23 protein-coding genes are annotated in these 18,040 nt (G+C 35.3%); 8 read left to right on the top strand and 15 right to left on the bottom strand.

Going from position 1 to position 18,040, the window contains the following annotated elements; genetic code table 11:
* Nucleotides 1-208 precede the first annotated feature (208 nt).
* The 8 genes from DRF58_RS06165 (at nucleotide 209) to DRF58_RS06125 (ending at nucleotide 6,408) form a co-directional block, all read left to right on the top strand.
* A complete protein-coding gene (locus tag DRF58_RS06165; RefSeq protein WP_116033906.1) occupies nucleotides 209-1,351 on the top strand; it encodes an acyl-CoA dehydrogenase family protein in 1,143 nt (380 codons plus the stop codon).
* A 100-nt stretch (nucleotides 1,352-1,451) separates the two neighbouring features.
* Nucleotides 1,452-1,862, top strand: coding sequence for an Rrf2 family transcriptional regulator (locus tag DRF58_RS06160; protein WP_116033904.1), 411 nt, complete (start codon nucleotides 1,452-1,454; stop codon nucleotides 1,860-1,862).
* Between the two features lie 107 nt (nucleotides 1,863-1,969).
* Nucleotides 1,970-2,623 carry an NAD(P)-dependent oxidoreductase gene (locus tag DRF58_RS06155; protein WP_116033902.1) on the top strand — a complete coding sequence of 218 codons (654 nt, stop codon included), beginning with the start codon at nucleotides 1,970-1,972 and terminating at the stop codon, nucleotides 2,621-2,623.
* A gap of 208 nt (nucleotides 2,624-2,831) precedes the next feature.
* The gene (gene pheS / locus DRF58_RS06150) at nucleotides 2,832-3,842 is read left to right on the top strand and encodes a phenylalanine--tRNA ligase subunit alpha (protein WP_116033901.1); all 1,011 of its coding nucleotides are present in this window, start codon (nucleotides 2,832-2,834) and stop codon (nucleotides 3,840-3,842) included.
* Nucleotides 3,843-4,667: 825 nt separating this feature from the next.
* A complete protein-coding gene (locus DRF58_RS06140; protein WP_116033898.1) occupies nucleotides 4,668-5,195 on the top strand; it encodes an NADPH-dependent FMN reductase in 528 nt (175 codons plus the stop codon).
* Nucleotides 5,196-5,198: 3 nt separating this feature from the next.
* The gene (locus DRF58_RS06135) at nucleotides 5,199-5,597 is read left to right on the top strand and encodes an OsmC family protein (RefSeq protein ID WP_116033896.1); all 399 of its coding nucleotides are present in this window, start codon (nucleotides 5,199-5,201) and stop codon (nucleotides 5,595-5,597) included.
* 1 nt (nucleotide 5,598) lies between these two features.
* A complete protein-coding gene (locus tag DRF58_RS06130; RefSeq protein ID WP_116033895.1) occupies nucleotides 5,599-5,880 on the top strand; it encodes a GNAT family N-acetyltransferase in 282 nt (93 codons plus the stop codon).
* A 267-nt stretch (nucleotides 5,881-6,147) separates the two neighbouring features.
* The gene (locus DRF58_RS06125; protein ID WP_116033893.1) at nucleotides 6,148-6,408 is read left to right on the top strand and encodes a hypothetical protein; all 261 of its coding nucleotides are present in this window, start codon (nucleotides 6,148-6,150) and stop codon (nucleotides 6,406-6,408) included.
* Here the strand turns inward: DRF58_RS06125 and DRF58_RS06120 are convergent.
* The 15 genes from DRF58_RS06120 to DRF58_RS06050 form a co-directional block, all read right to left on the bottom strand.
* The gene (locus DRF58_RS06120; protein ID WP_116033891.1) at nucleotides 6,403-7,227 is read right to left on the bottom strand and encodes a DNA adenine methylase; all 825 of its coding nucleotides are present in this window, start codon (nucleotides 7,225-7,227) and stop codon (nucleotides 6,403-6,405) included. The genes DRF58_RS06125 and DRF58_RS06120 overlap by 6 nt on opposite strands.
* A gap of 216 nt (nucleotides 7,228-7,443) precedes the next feature.
* Nucleotides 7,444-7,836: a hypothetical protein gene (locus DRF58_RS06115; RefSeq protein ID WP_123902372.1), complete on the bottom strand. Its 393-nt coding sequence runs from the start codon at nucleotides 7,834-7,836 to the stop codon at nucleotides 7,444-7,446.
* Nucleotides 7,837-7,840: 4 nt separating this feature from the next.
* Nucleotides 7,841-8,824, bottom strand: coding sequence for a BspA family leucine-rich repeat surface protein (locus tag DRF58_RS06110; RefSeq protein ID WP_157966710.1), 984 nt, complete (start codon nucleotides 8,822-8,824; stop codon nucleotides 7,841-7,843).
* A gap of 31 nt (nucleotides 8,825-8,855) precedes the next feature.
* Nucleotides 8,856-10,346, bottom strand: coding sequence for a hypothetical protein (locus DRF58_RS06105; RefSeq protein WP_116033886.1), 1,491 nt, complete (start codon nucleotides 10,344-10,346; stop codon nucleotides 8,856-8,858).
* A gap of 6 nt (nucleotides 10,347-10,352) precedes the next feature.
* Nucleotides 10,353-11,150, bottom strand: coding sequence for a hypothetical protein (locus tag DRF58_RS06100; RefSeq protein ID WP_116033884.1), 798 nt, complete (start codon nucleotides 11,148-11,150; stop codon nucleotides 10,353-10,355).
* Nucleotides 11,150-11,611: a hypothetical protein gene (locus DRF58_RS06095; RefSeq protein WP_116033883.1), complete on the bottom strand. Its 462-nt coding sequence runs from the start codon at nucleotides 11,609-11,611 to the stop codon at nucleotides 11,150-11,152. Before DRF58_RS06095 ends, DRF58_RS06100 begins: the two co-directional genes overlap by 1 nt.
* The gene (locus tag DRF58_RS06090; RefSeq protein WP_116033881.1) at nucleotides 11,595-12,443 is read right to left on the bottom strand and encodes a nucleotidyltransferase; all 849 of its coding nucleotides are present in this window, start codon (nucleotides 12,441-12,443) and stop codon (nucleotides 11,595-11,597) included. Before DRF58_RS06090 ends, DRF58_RS06095 begins: the two co-directional genes overlap by 17 nt.
* Before the next feature lies 1 nt (nucleotide 12,444).
* Nucleotides 12,445-12,744, bottom strand: a complete 300-nt coding sequence (locus tag DRF58_RS06085) for a hypothetical protein (RefSeq protein ID WP_116033879.1) — start codon at nucleotides 12,742-12,744, stop codon at nucleotides 12,445-12,447.
* On the bottom strand, nucleotides 12,744-13,046 hold the full coding sequence (locus tag DRF58_RS06080) for a cell wall anchor protein (protein ID WP_116033878.1): 303 nt from the start codon (nucleotides 13,044-13,046) through the stop codon (nucleotides 12,744-12,746). Before DRF58_RS06080 ends, DRF58_RS06085 begins: the two co-directional genes overlap by 1 nt.
* The gene (locus DRF58_RS06075; protein ID WP_116033876.1) at nucleotides 13,046-13,243 is read right to left on the bottom strand and encodes a hypothetical protein; all 198 of its coding nucleotides are present in this window, start codon (nucleotides 13,241-13,243) and stop codon (nucleotides 13,046-13,048) included. Before DRF58_RS06075 ends, DRF58_RS06080 begins: the two co-directional genes overlap by 1 nt.
* A gap of 10 nt (nucleotides 13,244-13,253) precedes the next feature.
* Nucleotides 13,254-13,739, bottom strand: a complete 486-nt coding sequence (locus DRF58_RS06070) for a hypothetical protein (protein WP_116033875.1) — start codon at nucleotides 13,737-13,739, stop codon at nucleotides 13,254-13,256.
* Nucleotides 13,736-14,737 carry a hypothetical protein gene (locus DRF58_RS06065; RefSeq protein ID WP_116033873.1) on the bottom strand — a complete coding sequence of 334 codons (1,002 nt, stop codon included), beginning with the start codon at nucleotides 14,735-14,737 and terminating at the stop codon, nucleotides 13,736-13,738. The genes DRF58_RS06070 and DRF58_RS06065 overlap by 4 nt, the downstream gene beginning before the upstream one ends.
* 1 nt (nucleotide 14,738) lies before the next feature.
* A complete protein-coding gene (locus DRF58_RS06060) occupies nucleotides 14,739-15,392 on the bottom strand; it encodes a DUF6046 domain-containing protein (protein WP_116033871.1) in 654 nt (217 codons plus the stop codon).
* Nucleotides 15,385-15,663: a hypothetical protein gene (locus DRF58_RS06055; RefSeq protein ID WP_116033870.1), complete on the bottom strand. Its 279-nt coding sequence runs from the start codon at nucleotides 15,661-15,663 to the stop codon at nucleotides 15,385-15,387. The genes DRF58_RS06060 and DRF58_RS06055 overlap by 8 nt, the downstream gene beginning before the upstream one ends.
* Before the next feature lie 2 nt (nucleotides 15,664-15,665).
* A complete protein-coding gene (locus DRF58_RS06050) occupies nucleotides 15,666-18,005 on the bottom strand; it encodes a phage tail tape measure protein (protein ID WP_116033868.1) in 2,340 nt (779 codons plus the stop codon).
* Between the last annotated feature and the right edge of the window lie 35 nt (nucleotides 18,006-18,040).

Raw genomic sequence — 18,040 nt, 5'->3', positions numbered from 1 at the left:
AATTTATTAATACTTGATTAATATTGAGTTTACATATTCGTAAATGTAATTTTTTTTTCTAACATGACAAAATTCAATTTTTTTCTTTTGGTTTTTACCAAAAAGTTTATATTTACGACAAGAAAATTTAATGAAAAATATGTGAATTGCTATGAATCAGAAAGCAATAACGATTCCATATTTAACCCAAAAACAATAAAATTTAAATATGAATTTCAATCTTACAGAAGAGCAACAGATGATTCAGCAAGCCGCAAGAGATTTTGCACAAGCAGAACTTTTGGAAGGTGTTATCGAAAGAGACAATGAACAAAAATTTCCTTATGAAGCTGTCAAAAAAATGGGAGAAATGGGATTTCTCGGGATGATGGTTGATCCAAAATATGGTGGAGCAGGACTGGATAGCGTGTCTTATGTTTTGGCAATGGAAGAAATTGCTAAAGTGGACGCTTCCGCAGCTGTTATTATGTCTGTTAACAATTCATTGGTTTGCGCAGGTTTGGAAAAATTCTGTACAGAAGAACAAAAAATGAAATATCTTAAACCTTTGGCAAGTGGAGAAGTTATTGGCGCTTTTGCTTTGTCTGAGCCGGAAGCTGGCTCTGATGCAACTTCACAATCTACAACAGCAGAAGATAAAGGCGATTATTATCTTTTGAATGGAACCAAAAACTGGATTACAAACGGAGGCAATGCAACCTATTATATCGTGATTGCACAAACTCATCCAGAAAAAAAACATAAAGGGATTAATGCTTTTATCGTGGAAAAAGGCTGGGAAGGTTTTGTTGTAGGTAAGAAAGAGGAAAAATTGGGAATCCGTGGAAGTGACACACATTCTTTGATGTTTACTGATGTTAAAGTGCCTAAAGAAAATAGAATTGGCGAAGACGGTTTTGGATTCAATTTTGCGATGGCTGTTTTGAATGGCGGCAGAATCGGTATTGCTTCTCAAGCTTTAGGAATTGCTTCCGGAGCTTACGAATTGTCTTTGAAATATGCTAAAGAAAGAAAATCTTTCGGGACAGAAATCATCAATCATCAGGCAATTGCTTTCAAATTAGCCGATATGCACGTTAATATTATGGCTGCAAGAATGCTAATTTATAAAGCGGCTGCTGAAAAAGATGAAGGAAAAGATATCTCAGAAAGTGGAGCAATGGCAAAATTGTACGCATCTCAAGTAGCGATGGATACAACGATTGAAGCTGTTCAAATCCACGGAGGATATGGTTATGTGAAAGAATATCACGTGGAAAGAATGATGCGAGATGCGAAGATTACTCAAATCTATGAAGGAACTTCAGAAATTCAAAAGATTGTGATTTCCAGAGCGATTTCTAAGAAATAGTAACTAAAAAAAAACTTTCTACTCGAGAGTTTTTTTTATTTTAAATTTTAACTGTAATTATTTTTGTTACAATTAAATTTTGTTTTAGATTTGCATCAGAATGAACAACACAAGATTTGCAACCGCGATTCATATTATGACGCTTCTTGCTCACAATGAGCAGGAATGGCTAACGTCTGATTGGATTGCCGGAAGCGTAAATGTAAATCCCGTGATTGTCCGAAAAGAATTAATTAATCTGAAAAAATCAGGACTTGTAGAAAGCCGTCAAGGAAAAGAAGGTGGTGTAAGAATTTCCAAAAATCCTGAGCAAATCAATATTTCCGAAATTTACGAATCTGTAAAAAATACAGAAATTCTCGGAAAGAAAAATCAAAATCCGAATCCACTTTGCAATGTTGGAAAAGATATTAACAAAAATCTAAGTCTTTTATTCAATGATACAGATGATTTGGTTCTTAAGTTTTTGAAAAAGAAGAAGCTTTCGGATTTTAGTAATCAATTCGTTTAAAAATTTTTCATACAAAATGTAACAAAATATATTACAATTAATTTAAATTATTAAAAAAAATGAAACCGAAAGGTTCGTGAATTCCTTTAAAAATAAATATTAAATTTATGAACAGTAAAGTAGCAGTAATCGGAGCAACAGGCTTCGTAGGAAAACAAGTCGTTAATGAGTTATCAAACAGAGGTTACTCAGTAATCGCAATCGCAAGAGACAGCTCAAAAGTGGAAGCGAATGATAACATAACTGCAATAAGCGCAGACGTGAACAACGTTGACGAATTAGCAAAAGTTCTTGAAGGAAGTGATGCGGTTATTAACACATTCAATGCAGGTTGGACAAATCCAAATCTTTATGACGATTTCTTAAACGGTTCTAGAAACATCGAGAAAGCGGTTGAGAAATCAGGTGTTAAGAGATTCATTACAGTTGGTGGAGCAGGAAGTTTGTTCATTGATGGAAATCAATTGGTTGATGGTCCGGATTTTCCAGCTGATATAAAACCTGGCGCAACAGCTGCAAGAGATTACCTGAATGAAATCAAAAAGAACGAAACATTGGATTGGACTTTCTTTTCTCCGGCAATTGAGATGCGTCCTGGAACAGCAGGAGTGAGAGTTGGAACATACAGAACAGCTTTGGAAAATCCTGTTTTCAACGAAGAGGGAAGAAGTATTCTTTCTGTGGAAGATGTGGCTGTAGCTTTGGTTGACGAATTGGAACAAAACAAATTCGTGAAACAACGTTTTACTGCAGCTTATTAAAATTAATTTACATCTTGTAGATCATACATATAGCAGATTTAATTTTGCTTGCAACAAGATTTTCGTAAAGAAGTAATTATAAAAAATACCCTTTTTGAGTTTCAAACTCTGAGAGGGTATTGTTTTTAAAATGAAATTGTTTTACCGAAAAGCAGTTTTATTTTATTTTAAAAATCGTACTTTTGTAGTCTATTTTTTATAAAGAATAATGCTAGAAAAAATTGATGACCTGCTGATTGAGGTACAAAATTTCCAATCTTCCTCAAAGGATGAGATTGAACAATTTAGATTGAAATTCAATGGAAAAAAAGGAATTATGAATGATTTCTACGACACATTGAAACAAATCCCGAATGAACAGAAAAAAGATTTTGGACAGAAAATCAATATTTTAAGAAATGCTGTCAACGAAAAACTTGAAGAAGTAAAATCGTCTTCGGAAAGTCTTATAATTACTGAAAAAGAAGATCTTACAAGACCAGCTTTTCCTTTGGAGTTAGGCTCTCGTCATCCAATTAATCTTGTTAAAAATAAAATCATCGATATCTTCAAATCTATCGGTTTTGCTGTTGCAGATGGACCGGAAATTGAAGATGATTGGCATAACTTCACCGCATTAAATTTACCAGAATATCACCCAGCAAGAGATATGCAGGACACGTTTTTCATTGAGCAAAACCCAGATGTTTTGTTGAGAACGCATACATCTTCTGTACAAATCCGACATATGGAAAATAACGAACCGCCGATGAGAATCTTGTCTCCAGGACGTGTTTTCCGTAACGAAGCGGTTTCTTCTCGTTCACACTGTATTTTCCATCAGATTGAAGGACTTTATATTGATGAAAATGTAAGTTTTGCAGATTTGAAACAAACGATTCAGTTTTTCACAACGGAGCTTTTTGGAAAATCAAAAATTAGAATGAGACCTTCTTACTTCCCTTTTACAGAACCAAGTGCAGAGGTTGATGTTTATTGGGGACTGAATTCTGAAACAGATTACAGAATCACAAAAGGAACAGGTTGGTTAGAAATCATGGGTTGTGGAATGGTTGATCCAGCGGTTCTTAAAAATGTTAACATAGATTCGGATAAATTCTCCGGTTATGCTTTTGGAATGGGAATCGAGAGAATCGTAATGCTTCTTTATCAAATGAGCGATATCAGAATGTTTTTTGAGAATGATATTAGAATGTTGGAGCAATTTAAAACGTTGTAATAAATTATATATCGCATAATAAATAAAATCCTGTAAATTGAATTTTGCAGGATTTTTTGTTATTTTTATAAGGAATACTATTAAAATAGAGTTAGCTTTAAGTTTATTAAAAGACATTAAAAAGCTTTAATAAATTTATATTTTATAATGTAAATTTGATAATACATGCAGTCAAAAAAAGCTAAAATAAGATCAATAAACCAAAAAATACCTCTTCATACTCATTGAGTTTTCGGTTGAGAGAATTTGTACAATACTGCCTTATTTTATATGTATCCTACTGATTGAACTAATTATAGGCGCGTTTTTTTATAATAAATTTGTTAATCGGAAGAATCTTACATTTATAGAAAATCAATTAAAAGACTTAGAATCACTAGAGAATCTAACAGACGACTCTAGAAAAGAATGAATTACTTCTCAGGATTACTTTCAAAAATATTTGATAACTGATGATAAGAAGTTCTTGGAGTCTTATTTTCAATCGGTTAATTGGCTTAGCCAAAACTTGGATAGTTTCAATTTAAAAACAAATGATGAATTAGTATTAAATTACAAAAGATTGTACAAGATACTAAACAGGGCAAAAACACAATCCCAAATTTTAAAACACAAAAAGATGCTTAGAAATGCAGAAGATCAACCAAGAGAACATCAATTTATCCATAAGGAATTTAACCTTTCCTGATCCTGTAAATTTATTTTTACAGGATTTTTTTTGTAAAATTTAAATATTTATAAACATATCTTATATCAATTTCTATATGATCTGCTTTGTATATTTTTGAAATCAAATAATGATTAACTTTATAAAAATTTCAAACTATGAAAATATTTGCATTTGCTGGAAGCAACTCATCCACTTCAATTAACAAACAATTGGTGAAATTTGTTCTGAAAAGTTTTCCTATAGAAGACATCAATTTGATTGACCTTAATGATTATCTGATGCCCGTTTTTTCTGTTGATTTAGAACAAAATGGATTTCCTGAAGAAGCTTATCAATTTTTGAAAAATATAGAAGAAGCTGATGTCATAATCTGTTCTTTGGCAGAAAACAACAGATCGTACAGTGCCGCTTTCAAGAATATATTTGACTGGGCTTCCAGAATCAATGTGAAAGTTTTTCAAGATAAACCGATGTTTCTGATGACAACTTCTCCAGGAGGTTATGGAGGAGGAAATGTAATGGCGGAAGCTTCTAAATTTTTTCCAGCTTTTGGAGCGGATATTAAGGAAACGTTTTCTCTTCCCAAGTTCTATGAAAATTTTGACCAGGAAAATGGTATCATCAATCCAGAATTATTGAGCGAAATCAATTCTAAAATCGAAAAATTCAAAAATCTAATTTAATCAATGGGCGTAAAAGTAAAAGCAAGTCTGGGAACAGAAAAATATTACACAGAAGTAATAGCCGGAGAAAATACACTCATCACAGATGAACCTGTTGATAAAGGTGGCGGAAACAAAGGATTCAATCCATTTGAGATTTTAGCCACTTCTCTTGCAAGTTGTACAGCAGCAACTCTGAGAATGTACATCGATAGAAAAGGCTGGGAAATCCCAATAATCAATGTAGAAGTGGATTTGGAAAATTATCCTCAAACAAAAACAGCTCAGTTTTGCAGAATAATAGATTTTGGAAGTACAGACATAAGTGAAGATATTAAAGATAAACTTTTCAAAATTGCGGACGCTTGTCCTGTACACAAAATCCTGACAAACGATATAGAAATCTTAACAAAAATCAAATAAAATGCTAGAAGTTACACAACATAACTGGGAGACAAAAGGCGAATTTGTCGCAACATTTGACGGGCAAAAAGCTGGATTAATGACTTATTCTTTGGCCGGAGATGATAAAATAATCATAGATCATACAGAAGTTGAGCAAGCTTACAATGGGAAAGGTGTAGGAAAAGCAATGGTTTATAAAGCTGTAGAATTTGCAAGAGAGAAAAACCTGAAAATCATTCCGCTTTGTCCTTTTGCAAAAGCGACTTTCCAAAAGAATGAACAAATCAGAGACGTTTTATAATTATTAATGATGAGTTATAAATTATGAATATACATAAACTCCATTTCAAAATTGAAGTGGAGTTTTTTATATCAACTTATTTACTAAAACAAATTCTTCATTCTATTATAATCTAAGCTTAATCGGCAAAACCAAAAGTATAAAAAAATCTAACAATGCAACCCAATTTTCAATTGAAAAAATAAACCATTTTTAAACCCTATTTAAACTTTGTTTAAACCAACACAAAAAGCATCCGTTTTCGGATGCTTTTTGTAATTTAGTCTAATGATATTACGAGGTCGAATTGTAGAAACTGTTGAGCCAAATCACAAATCTGTGATTGTTGAATTTACTAAGGATTCAAGAAAACAACATTTTGAGGTCAATTGTGCTTTTAATCCATTTGAATTAAAAATGGAAAAATGGGACACATGGGATTTCAAAATAAAATTTGAAAGCGAAATTTTTACAGAATCTAAGAACGGTAGAAAATCATATTTCACACATTTACTTTGTGATAAAGCAAAACTATTCAACAGATTATAAATTCCTATAAATCATTATATCTTCATAACTCGCATTATAAGTAAGAGAAGCACCAACTTTCACAGTTGTAGAATCAGCGAAAGGATTCCTAGCATAACTATTTGTTTCCATCCAGTCACAAAGCTCAATAATCTGACTTTTGTTGCTTGTAAAGTAAAAATACGACTGATCTTCAATTGTCTTCAGTACATTGAGATAATCCGACAATTTCCAATAGTCCGGACGACTGTAGGTACTACAATCAGTTGAAAGGTAAGGAGGATCGACTAAGAATACTACATTCGGATGATTGCGATATTCAGTGAATAAATCTCGATAATCCATTTTAACCCTATCAACTCCTTCAAGATATCCCTCAGCAACATAATCGCTAAGCCTTACCTTATTATAGAATTTTTCTTTTTTTAGATGGTCAAATGATGTTACATAGTTCATAGAAAATAGCAAACTGGAAGAAACCGTCACCCAATCAATAAAGCCTTTTTCCTTTGATATTCTAGCAATAATCTCACTTTGTAGACCATCACTGATTCGTTCTTTGCGTGGTTCGTTTGCGCACATTTTCCGAATATCTGACAGCAATGCATTTGTTTTGTCAACATTCTCAATTCTGTGTGAATAGCTGTCAAAATCATTGTAAATCACTTTTGCATCTGGAAACATCTGTTTAACTGTATGACTTAATAAGCCAGAACCGCCAAACAAATCTACATAAGTTGCTGTTGGTGAAAATTCTTCTAAAGCCGTTTTGAATGTTTTTAAAAATCTCCGTTTTTGACCCTGAAACGGCAAAGGCGCTTGAACATAGTTCATCTTCATTGTATATAATTTAAATTAAAGTTATCTTTGCATCTCTCACCCAAACAACGAAAAACCCACCGACTAAAGAAGACTTTGCGTCCTCCGTAGCCGGTGGGTTCGTTTTAAATTTGGGTGAGATCTTATTTAAAAGCGGAGGGCGTTTTTTCCTCCTATTATTTTAACGTGCAGCACCAGCGCAAATAGCCGGCAACACACGGATTTTCAAAGCAAATTCTAACTTAGTTCCAAAACACACTCTCGCAAAATCTGCCAAAAATATTGCGGATTTTCGCACAGCACACCAACGACATAATCATAAGCAGGAGCCGTGAGATATTGCTCAACATCAGGCGTTGTTTCTGCATCTATATAATCTGGATTGGTGAGAATCTCCAACGGCTCCAAATCACGCTGATAAACATTTTTACTGTTATTTATCTCAATAGGTTGCGTTGTAGGTTTGAAATCTACCGAAACATCCTCGCCATTGTAGCTGTAGACTATTTTCTGCGTTAAAAATAGTTGTTGTGAGCTATCAACTATGTTGATGCCGATAATTTGCATTTCTCTTTGTATTTCGCCGTATGCCAATTGCAAAGGCGATATTGGTATTGTTAGTAGTGCCATATTTTTAAGCCATTGTTAGATTTGTGAAGATAACTCCCCACTCGTTAGTTATTTTGTTGTACGCCGTTATTACCTCTGAGTTGTTGCTATATTTTGAACCCTTCCAGTCCCACGTAACCCCACTTACCATTGTTGGCAATTTAGCCCACGCAATTAATGTCTTGTCAACATTAGTAGTTGACATTGGATTTCTTAAAAAATTTAATGCGTTATTTACGGAGCGAAAATCGCACTTGTCTAAAGCTGGTGGCGGTGTGCTGAATCTGTAACATAGTGCAGTAATATTAGTTAGATTAGGTGTTTGCAATATTATTTCTCCATAAAAAGGGCGTGTTGCACCACTGAATATATCATTTGCCGTTGTTAAAGTATTTGATATAATTTCTAATTTTTCCAATTCTGATAAATCCAAACCTGAATATATTCCATTTGCATTTGTAAGATTTAAAAAGAAAGGATTTAATAGCTTTTTAAATTTTGTTGGGACATTTGCGAATACATTTACAGCGTCTGTTACTTTTGACGTGTCTAGATTGCTTATGTCTTTACTCGGAAACCCTTTTGTTTCCGCAAAAAAAGCACTAATAACTGATGGTAAAACCAAAGTATTAGTAGCTTTAAATTCTAGATTGTAGCAATATCTAAAACATTGTATATTATATGTTGTATTATTCCCCCAATTATCTATGCTTATCATTTTATTTTTATCTATCCCAACAGTACTATTGTTCGCATGAAATGTCATGTTTACTTGGAAAATTGTTATTTTATAAACCCCAGCACTCGCAAAGACTAAACGTCTATTAGCGGACAGATTACTTGACGTAAGACTAATATCTGCACGACCATCATTCACCCTAACAATTGCAGATGTAAGAGATAGAATAGGCAGAATATAACTTAGCGGATTCTCGCTCCCATTAGTGGCACCAGCAACTATTAAGCTCGTGTCGACAGTAAATATAAATGGTGTTATTTTTTTTTCCATTGTGAAAAATCGTCTGTTTGCTCCCATTATTTTACAAATTCACAATTGTTAGAAAATCCACACTTGTTCCCAACTCAATCTTCGCCATGCTAGCTTCGTTTCCATTGAAAATAGTAATGCCTTCCGATCCACTGTTTAGAGTTCTAATTGAAGAGAAAGAAACGCTTCCTGTGCCTCGTTTACCTATTGTGAAAATTGTATTTGGATTTGACGCTCCAATATCAATTGAGCACGTATAGTTATTAGTGCCTAAGTTTACTATTATGTGACTATCGTTAAAAATAATTCCTTGCGCCTCCATAGCTGTTTTAATAGCTGAAATAGTGAAATTACCTGTTGGCGTGTAAACAAATACAGAACCTACTGATAACTGCTTGTTAACTCCAGAATTATTCGTAAAAAATAATTTAATCCCATCAGTCCAAATCTTCAACGGACTTGTATCTGGAGCTTCGTCAACAGAAAAATAATGTCGTTTAGCTCGAAAATTTCCAGAAAATGTTACAAATGACGCAACACTCTGAGCCGTGGTAATTAACTTATCCAAAAAACCATTATACCACTTTACTTTATCTTCTGATGTGTTGTCAGAAACCAAAGCCAAACCGTTTTCTGAGCTTTCTGGAAAGCTCGCAGAACCAGAGCCATCCGACACTTTTAAAACTTCCAAAATATCTTTCTCAACATTGTACTTAAAAAAAGCGGTCAAACCTGCTTTCAAAGTAAAATCTTCCGCTAAACCTTTCGTTAATCTATTGGTTGCAGATTGAGGAATTAGAAGGTCTGTGGAATTATTATTTCGAACCGTCAAAACAATGTCACGGTCAGTTTCCGCTCCAAATTGAAAAACTACACTAATACCCATGCCAAGGTTTCCATTTTCGAGTGAAAAAAAAGTACGAGTATCGTTATAATTAATGATATAATTACCAAACTTTGGCGCAGGTACTTTTTTCCAATTATCTTCTTGTTTTTCTTTAAACCCGGATAAAATTTCTGGGTCAATATAATTACCTTCCGGCGTAACCAGAATCAATCTTACATGAACTTCGCCATCGTCCAATGCAGGTTCAAGCGGTTCGTCGCTTTCAGCCGATTCTTTTAAAAAAAACAATCCCGTTTCGTTTCTGGCGATAATTCTTAAGAACTTATTTCCATCGGTTACGGCTGTGTAAGGCAAATTATTTGGGAAACTTCTTGATAAAATCTGTCCACCAATTCTAACCTTGTTAGAACCGCTCTCATGAACGCCAATATTAACTTGATTAGCAGTTGTTGTGATTTCGCCAATAGTGACCACCTCATTACTATTGAGTGTAAAAGGCAATTGACTTTCTGGAACTATACCATTAATTAAGTCAGCTTTTTTTGTCAAAGTTTGAGTTAGATTCTCAACGTCAGCCATCGGTATTTTCTCATCTTTATGTCGGAAACTATCCAGCCAAGACCAGAACTGATCTTGGTTTGGTTTTTTCAAATTGCGAAACCATTCTTTGATGATATTGATGTCTACTTTTGCCATTATATTTTATTCTGAAAACCCGACAAATCGGATAAATTTTACAATTCTCGACGGTTGGATGTTGCTATGCTTCTCATTGTTTCCAAAACTGATTTTCATCTCAGAATGTTGGAAACTAGGAGAAGAAGAACCGCCAACGGATGAACTGGAACCACCTATTTTTGAAACAATGCCGCTGCCGGCATTATTGGCAAGCGTCGGAAATTGCCCATCTAATTTTGGCAAATGCCCACTAGTCAATTGTATTTCTTTCGCTCCAACCGTACTTCCAAGCGCACCAAAAATCAAATCGCCATTCTGATGACCTACTGGTACAGTACCTGCCATATCGGTATGTTCTACCCAACCTTCGGGGATTTCATCCGCTGGTCTATCCCAGATGGCAACTAAGCCGATAGGCGTGGCTTTTTCAACTTTCAATAATCGGTCTTCTAATTGAAATAGATTCAGAGGTCTTCTGAATGAAGCCCACGGATAAGAAGGATTGCCTCCGCCAAATGTGGCATAACGTTTATAAATGACGGCTTTTTGAGAACCATCTTCAAAACCACGCAAATCCGGTTCTTCAACTATTGTAACATTGGTAGCTATCTGTCCACCTTTTAATTCTAATAATTCGCCATTGATACGGACATAACCGTCAGTTACAAAACCGCCACCGCCGACCTCGCAACCATCTATAATGGCAAAATTACCAGCCATTGCACCGTGTGCATTGAAGATGCTGTAAGCTGTTTGTCCAGCATCAAGTATTTGTGTTGACAACGGAAAACCGCCTGCCTGATTGTAATCTATTTTATTCATTAGAATCTTATTATTTTATATCGCTTACTAGCGAGTTTGTAGTAGTCAATTAAAGCCGTCATCTCATAGATGCTGAATTGTAAATCTTGTGGCACTTTCACAATGAAATCAACACCTGTATCGCTGTAATCTTCATCGCCGTGCAGGTAGATAGTACCTAGCCACTTTGGCTTTTGTTCCGCATCCGTGTAGATGTATTGCCTTGTGTAAGTATTTCCGCTGGCAATTACAATTCGTCTTAGTGATGAATCAAATCGATCATTCAAAGCTTTTCGCAAATAGCAGATTTGAGAGTTGTGATTCAGTTTATACAGATTATCAGTTCTAAACTGCAACCATCGGTAATGAATATCATCTATGCCGGAAACTATCAACTCCAGCCACGCTTTCATTAATGGTCCTCGCAAGAATGTAGGCGTTAAGATAATCGCCAATCGCTTCCAATTAACTATATGCCACATAGGTTATATTATCAAAGTTTTCAATCTGGAAATATCCAGAAGTTGGTATTTTCTTAACCGCAATGTTTTCGAAATTGCCGTAAGAGATTCCTCCAGCGCCAATCCACTTAGATTGCGCATTAACAAGGTGAGGAATTTTCACACCTTCAGTAACTTGTAACTTATCTACCAATGACGCTAAAATCAATTCTCCGTTGAATGGTAATTCTTTCATGAACTCATTCAAAGCATCTTCAACAGGCTTGCGACCTGTTCGGATATAAACGCCATCAGCTGTCAGCAATAGCGGATCATAATAAATTTGCATCTGCAAACGCAGAATGTCCGGCAAATAATTGATGACCGTAATCTTTACGCCTGCATCTTTGATTTCTTCCATATATGCCGAAAAAGATGGATAAACCTCATCGGGAATCGGTGCCAAAACACCGTTAGCATCTTCTGTCGCAATCTTCACAATCAATCGGCTTTCTGTTGTAGATTCTGTGACCGCTGAATATTTGATGATTTTCGAAGCTTCAATTTCTTCATCGGTCGCAGAACCGTTATCAAAAACGTCAGAATCTTCAATGAGGTCAAAACAAAATTGGAACTGCAAAACTTTGTTGCGATACCAGCGCAACGTGTGAGGTTTAAGCTGTGTGAGAGCTTCTGAAACCTCAGCTTTGTGCGTGTCGAAGATTGTTTCTAAAATAAAAGAACCATAGGCAAAAATCCACAACCAAAGTCGCCATATTGCTACTTTAGATGTTGAGCTAAGCGCATTAAGATTCTCGTCAGCTTCTTTTTTTGCTAACAAATCTGCATATATTACGTCTACACTTCTTGCCATTTTATTGTACTATAAAATCGTTGTTAATTCCCCAAATTGAGATTCCTTCCTGTTCTTGTTCATCATCAGATGATACTGTGACATCCGTTGCCGGCTGAATTGCTTTCGACGAATAATAATTTTTAATATCTAAATCCATCGCCACAGTTCCGGGAACAGTAAGCTCTGCTCCAGCGGTCAGCTGGTCTGTCAAGCTCATATTGTTTGCCATTGCAATTTCGAAAGCATTCTGTGCGCTTCCTGTGTGCTGGATGGCGAAATCTAATAGTGATTGGTTATGTAGAACTATTGCTGTTGCCATTACTCAACCTTTCCGTTTAATTGCTTGTATTTTCCTAACTCGTGTGTTAATCGGTCGATTTTCTCTTCCAATTCACGAATTGTATTTTCCGCCGCATTAAATCGGATGATTGAATTTTCCAAGCGCAAACCCAAATCATCTACCATTTTTCGATAATAGTCCAAAAGCTTTTCAGCGTTTTCAATTTGATTCGTCTCAACTTCTGCCGTTGCTTTTTTTCTTCCGAAAAACCAACCGACAAAGCCAGTGATTAATCCAGCTATCAACGAGCTGATGTGCGGTTCTAATAGTTCTTTAAACATTACTCAATTTTAATTATTGTTACAGCTCCGTTTGGTGCGGTTGCCGTGATGGTCATATTTTTAATTTCGAAAATCACAGCTTCGGCAATAGCCTCGGCAAATTTTATTTTAGAATCTTCCGGACTGTTGTCTTCCAGTCCACATTCGTCCATTACCTCGATGATTTTACTTTTTAATCTTTCTTTTGATGTTGGCATTTAATCAGTTTTAATCGGTTTTTAAAAAGTCTTTAAAACGGTTTTCAATTTCCAAAAACTGTGGTTTATTGACCAGCAAAATTGTGCTTCCTGTATTGGTTGTGAATTTCATTTTTTGAATTTCTTTCAATAAATCGGACATCAATTTTGCGAGTGTTTCATTTTCTTTTTTTAGAAGAAATCCTTTATTAATATTAAGTTGACATTCTTCAACAACAACATCAATTTCTTCCAGCTCATTTGCTGTTAAAATGAAAGATGATGTAGATTGATTCTCAATTATTCCGATTAAACAATCACTTCCAATTTTAGGCTTCAAATCAACCGAACCAAGACCAAGCAAAACATCAAAAAACTCAACTTCATCATCAATGCCTACGGCGGTCATTGTCCTTTCCTCCCAATCGACTTCCGAAACTGTAACCCAAACTGTCTGAATCGGAATATTTCCTTTTATCAGTTCGTTTATTGTCTGTTTTAACTTATCTAAACTCATCTTATAAATGCTGGTCCGAGTTCCGGAACTTGACGAAACCCATCAATGTTAAAAGTTTTTTTCAATCCATCTATATAATAGATTCCCGAACGATCTTCGTACAATGACGATGTTAATTTTACCTTTTGTCCGTGTTGTAAAAAAGGAAATCCAAATGTTGTAAAACTGCCGTCCCAACCTTCTTTTTTCCAATCGTGATACATCCGCTTTACTTCTCGTTCCAAATCTTTCAAACTCGTTACTGAAAAAGTCCAGTTGATTGTACTGGTTGCATCCGCATCTCCAAACTCAAATTTTAATTTTTTATCTTTCTCTCTTTTCTTAACAGCTTTTGCCAATGTTTGCATCGACTGACCGATAATCTTAACTAGCCTTTCATCCTTGCTGAGATAGTTCAAATCATTACTTACACAATCTCTCTCAAGATCAAAAGCCGGAACATCTTCTGTAACATCAGAATAAGGTTTGGCAATTGTCAATGTTCCGTTCCTGATAAATGAATAAATACTGAAATCATCCTGTAGTTTTTTCAACACTTCTCCAAAAGTCACCTTACTAAACCTTACAGCTCCTAAACTCACATCTACATCAATATCAACAGGATAGTTTTTAACAAACTTTTTTATAAAAACATCCAGCTTAATATTTGTTGCTGCAAAATTGATTGGTGTTTGTTTCAATTTCCACATCTCATCTTCTAATGCTATTCTGATTGGATATTCCGCAGAAACTTTTGTAATGTATCCTGTAAATTCCAACTTTAAATCTTCATCCATTCCGTAGCATAGATAGATTTCCACTTTGTCGCCACGCCGGAAAACATCTTTTACTTTTTTACTATCAAAGTCCTTCACATTCCTTGGAAGAACTAATTCAGCAGTATCACAAATCGTTTTCCACGAGCTTTCAATTGATACTTCAGATATTCTTCTGATTGAAAATTCTGGACGGTTTTCAGTAGCTAGAAAAACCACTTTAGCGTTCATTATCCAATCCATCTTATTGCTTATTTAAAAATATCTCAACAGGTTCGTTACTTACAGCACTCATCTCAATAGGAATTACATCTGGTGAACCGGTTACCGATTTAATATCAAAATCTTCTACTACAATGTTGTAGATTTCTTTTTTCGAGAAAATAGAACCAAAAACATTAACACCGCCAGCAATCTCAAACCAATCCTGCAACATATCTGCATATTCACGAGCTTTAAATCTATTATCGTTGAGACAAAGCATTCTGATTCTGATATTCCAATCATCGAAGCCAAATATCTCCTTGATTGTTCCGTTTGCTCCTAAAACATTTGTTTTAATCACGTTTTTTGCACGACTAAAATCAACCATTGTTGTAGCAGGAAGCCAAAGATCATCGTAGCGTTTCATCTTTGGCTTTCCATACCAATCGTAAACAGTATAGTCACCGCCACGGAACTGAATAGGGAAAATAATCGGAGTTCCGTAAACACTTTTTAAAACTTGATCTTCATTGATAAACTCATCTTTTACAGATGGATTGAAGCCTTCAATTTTAATCTCTTTTGTTTTTCCTAGCGGCTCAACAATGTAAATTGGAGCAACACCAAATGCAGTTCTAAACAGCTGTCCTAAAACAGCTCTATTGTCGAGACCTCCTAATAAATGACTATCCACGGTTTACAATTGTTTCAATTTTAGTTTTTAGCGTCTTGAAATCCTTATTATCCATTCCTAGATGTAATGAGACTTCACGCTCTATTTCTGCTTTGTTGGTTTTCGCTTTTATGAATCGAAATAGATTCGGACCCAAAAGCGGATTTTCTTTCCATTCGCCTTGTGTTGATTGAAGGATCAAACCCACTTCTTGCATTTCGCTTTCTCCGATGTCAAAATCGCCGTTGATAATTTTAAGATCATTATTATCGTCTAGTAAAAAATCCTTCATAATTAATCTATAGCTACCATACCATCCCTTAGACGATCATTAATTTTACTTGCGATTTCATCCGCAACTTTACCGGCTTGTTGTTTCGCAGCTGAGAAGTGGTTAGTAATATTAATAGTCATATTTATTGTTTTATTACCACCTTTTTCGCCGTTCATACCTAAGTCTTCTTTTGAATTTCCAGACTTTTCATTTTTAGAACTTTTATCTTTTGTCGAGCTAAAATCTTTTGGTAAATAATTATCAACACCGATAGAATCTGTTGGATTGATTAAGTTTTTTTCTCTTTGCTTTCTATGTCTTTCTTTGGTTGCAGGCGTAACCCAGTTACCGTCAAAATCTTGAACCAATCGACCTTCTTTTTTAGCTTTTTCAAAATTTTCCGCATTTTTCTCATCGGCAAAAGCTTTCTGTCCTTTTGCATTTCCTTTATTAAATGCTCCTTTTATGGAATCCCAAAAACCGCCCAATGCTTTTTTCATAGGTTCTAAAAACTTTAAAAAACCTTTGATTTTATTCCAAATTTTATCGAAAATACCAGAAACAACATCCCAAGCAGCGCCGAAAGTCTCCTGAAAGAATGCTTTGATGTTTCCAAACACGTTTTTTAAAGTATTCCAGATTCCTTCAGCTTTTGTTTTGATAAAATTCCAAGCCCACTGAAATTTATTAGCCACCCAGTTCCAAGACTCCCCAACCACTTTTACAATCCAGTTAAAAATGTCTTTGATTTTCTGCCATAGAAACTGAAATATTGATATTATAAAATTGACATGCATTTTTATAACTGTCCAAATGCCTCCAAAAACAAGTTTTACAACTTCCCAAATTCCATAAAAGAATCCCCGGAATTTCCCGGACGTATTCCAGAAATAAGCAAACAAAGCCCCTAGAGCCACAACCAATGCGATAATCCAACCCACTACAGGTATTTTCATTATCGCGATTGAAACACTGTTAACTGAAGCTCGCAATGTCTGCATTGCACCAGCAAAACCGAAAGTTGTCAAGGAAGCCCAAAGCATCGAAAACCTCAAAGAATTGGTTGTAATCGCTAAATTGACTTGATCTTTTGTAAGTCGCTTAGTCGCAAATGAATTGATACGCTTCATCAAAATATCAAGACCGAGAACGGTTTTCAATCCATTCAAAACAATCACAAGACCATCATAAGCATTTTTCATATTAGCTGTAATGCTTATCGCAGAAGCCGTCATATTGATGTATGGTTGAAACTCCTTTGTTACATTACCAATACGAAGTTTGAAGATATTCCATCTTTGGTTTCTTCTTTTCTCCTGTTCAGCTTTGGTATTCATTATAACAGCCGCCTGCTCGTAGGCAACATTCGTCCCGGTAATCTGTTTTGTTAATTCAGCCTGTTCATCAGCAGTTCTAATTAATATCTGAGCAGAAGCAGCATTTTCACGCCCGAAGATTGCCGTAAGTGCATTGATGTCATTCTGCATAGGTTTTAATAATCTTAAACGATCTGCCCACGCTACCGTAGAATCGCCCATTTTTTTAGTGCTTACACCATAAGCATTAAGAATTGTAACAGCTTCTTTACTAAGAGCTGTAGATGCAGACATATTGGTAATCACGTTACGAATTGCCACACCCGCTTCACTTCCATACTTACCACCGCCCGCCATTGCTTGAATAGCAGCGTTTGTCTCTTCAAAAGTTAAATTGGCGAGTTTCGCAGATACCCCAGCTTGAACCAAAGCTTCACCAATTTGTGGAATTTCGGCAGCGCCTTCTTTTGCTCCTGCTGCCATTACATTAATCATTCTACGTGATTCTTCAGCTGCCTTTACAGGGTTTTTCAAATCAACTTGAAATTGCAACATTGAAGTTGTAATAGCATTAGTTGCGCCTTTGATATCGCCTTCCATTCCCTTAGAAAGTACGTTGACGCTTTCTCCAAGAACTCCCATCGCTTTGTCGCTTTTTCCCAAGTCGGGTCCAAGTCTGGACAAAATGGTTTTGAAACTATCTAAGTTCTCATTAAGGTCTTCTCCATAAGTCCGGCTAAGACCTTTTGCTCTATCGTTGAGTTTATCAAGTTCAGCACCCACAACACCTGTAATAGCTGATACTTCTGCCAATGAACTTTCGTTTTTTATGGCGATATCCGTAATGCCCTGAAGGCGATCCTTGATGTTTTGTACTGAATTATCAATCGCCATCAAATCAATCGCTTTCAACCTTTTAAAACAATCGCCAAGAGCATTTCCTTTTTTTACAGCATTATCCAGATTCTCAGTAACATCCTTTACACCTTTCGTCACAGACTTAGGGTCAAATTTTAATCGCCAAGTACTTTCGTATGTGCTCATTAATTTTTATATTTGACAAATGTTATTGGATTTAA

It is taken from the genome of Epilithonimonas hispanica (assembly GCF_003385395.1).
Classification (GTDB): domain Bacteria; phylum Bacteroidota; class Bacteroidia; order Flavobacteriales; family Weeksellaceae; genus Epilithonimonas; species Epilithonimonas hispanica.
The sequence above is the reverse complement of the archived record's forward strand: the minus strand, read 5'-3'. Positions and strand labels throughout refer to the sequence as shown.

Excerpts from the sequence above, each read along its gene's own strand:
- DRF58_RS06165 (WP_116033906.1), top strand. The coding sequence starts at position 209 with ATGAATTTCAATCTTACAGAAGAGCAACAGATGATTCAGCAAGCCGCA.
- DRF58_RS06160 (WP_116033904.1), top strand. The coding sequence starts at position 1,452 with ATGAACAACACAAGATTTGCAACCGCGATTCATATTATGACGCTTCTT.
- DRF58_RS06155 (WP_116033902.1), top strand. The coding sequence starts at position 1,970 with ATGAACAGTAAAGTAGCAGTAATCGGAGCAACAGGCTTCGTAGGAAAA.
- pheS (WP_116033901.1), top strand. The coding sequence starts at position 2,832 with ATGCTAGAAAAAATTGATGACCTGCTGATTGAGGTACAAAATTTCCAA.
- DRF58_RS06140 (WP_116033898.1), top strand. The coding sequence starts at position 4,668 with ATGAAAATATTTGCATTTGCTGGAAGCAACTCATCCACTTCAATTAAC.
- DRF58_RS06135 (WP_116033896.1), top strand. The coding sequence starts at position 5,199 with ATGGGCGTAAAAGTAAAAGCAAGTCTGGGAACAGAAAAATATTACACA.
- DRF58_RS06130 (WP_116033895.1), top strand. The coding sequence starts at position 5,599 with ATGCTAGAAGTTACACAACATAACTGGGAGACAAAAGGCGAATTTGTC.
- DRF58_RS06125 (WP_116033893.1), top strand. The coding sequence starts at position 6,148 with ATGATATTACGAGGTCGAATTGTAGAAACTGTTGAGCCAAATCACAAA.
- DRF58_RS06120 (WP_116033891.1), bottom strand. The coding sequence starts at position 7,227 with ATGAAGATGAACTATGTTCAAGCGCCTTTGCCGTTTCAGGGTCAAAAA.
- DRF58_RS06115 (WP_123902372.1), bottom strand. The coding sequence starts at position 7,836 with ATGGCACTACTAACAATACCAATATCGCCTTTGCAATTGGCATACGGC.
- DRF58_RS06110 (WP_157966710.1), bottom strand. The coding sequence starts at position 8,824 with ATGGAAAAAAAAATAACACCATTTATATTTACTGTCGACACGAGCTTA.
- DRF58_RS06105 (WP_116033886.1), bottom strand. The coding sequence starts at position 10,346 with ATGGCAAAAGTAGACATCAATATCATCAAAGAATGGTTTCGCAATTTG.
- DRF58_RS06100 (WP_116033884.1), bottom strand. The coding sequence starts at position 11,150 with ATGAATAAAATAGATTACAATCAGGCAGGCGGTTTTCCGTTGTCAACA.
- DRF58_RS06095 (WP_116033883.1), bottom strand. The coding sequence starts at position 11,611 with ATGTGGCATATAGTTAATTGGAAGCGATTGGCGATTATCTTAACGCCT.
- DRF58_RS06090 (WP_116033881.1), bottom strand. The coding sequence starts at position 12,443 with ATGGCAAGAAGTGTAGACGTAATATATGCAGATTTGTTAGCAAAAAAA.
- DRF58_RS06085 (WP_116033879.1), bottom strand. The coding sequence starts at position 12,744 with ATGGCAACAGCAATAGTTCTACATAACCAATCACTATTAGATTTCGCC.
- DRF58_RS06080 (WP_116033878.1), bottom strand. The coding sequence starts at position 13,046 with ATGTTTAAAGAACTATTAGAACCGCACATCAGCTCGTTGATAGCTGGA.
- DRF58_RS06075 (WP_116033876.1), bottom strand. The coding sequence starts at position 13,243 with ATGCCAACATCAAAAGAAAGATTAAAAAGTAAAATCATCGAGGTAATG.
- DRF58_RS06070 (WP_116033875.1), bottom strand. The coding sequence starts at position 13,739 with ATGAGTTTAGATAAGTTAAAACAGACAATAAACGAACTGATAAAAGGA.
- DRF58_RS06065 (WP_116033873.1), bottom strand. The coding sequence starts at position 14,737 with ATGGATTGGATAATGAACGCTAAAGTGGTTTTTCTAGCTACTGAAAAC.
- DRF58_RS06055 (WP_116033870.1), bottom strand. The coding sequence starts at position 15,663 with ATGAAGGATTTTTTACTAGACGATAATAATGATCTTAAAATTATCAAC.
- DRF58_RS06050 (WP_116033868.1), bottom strand. The coding sequence starts at position 18,005 with ATGAGCACATACGAAAGTACTTGGCGATTAAAATTTGACCCTAAGTCT.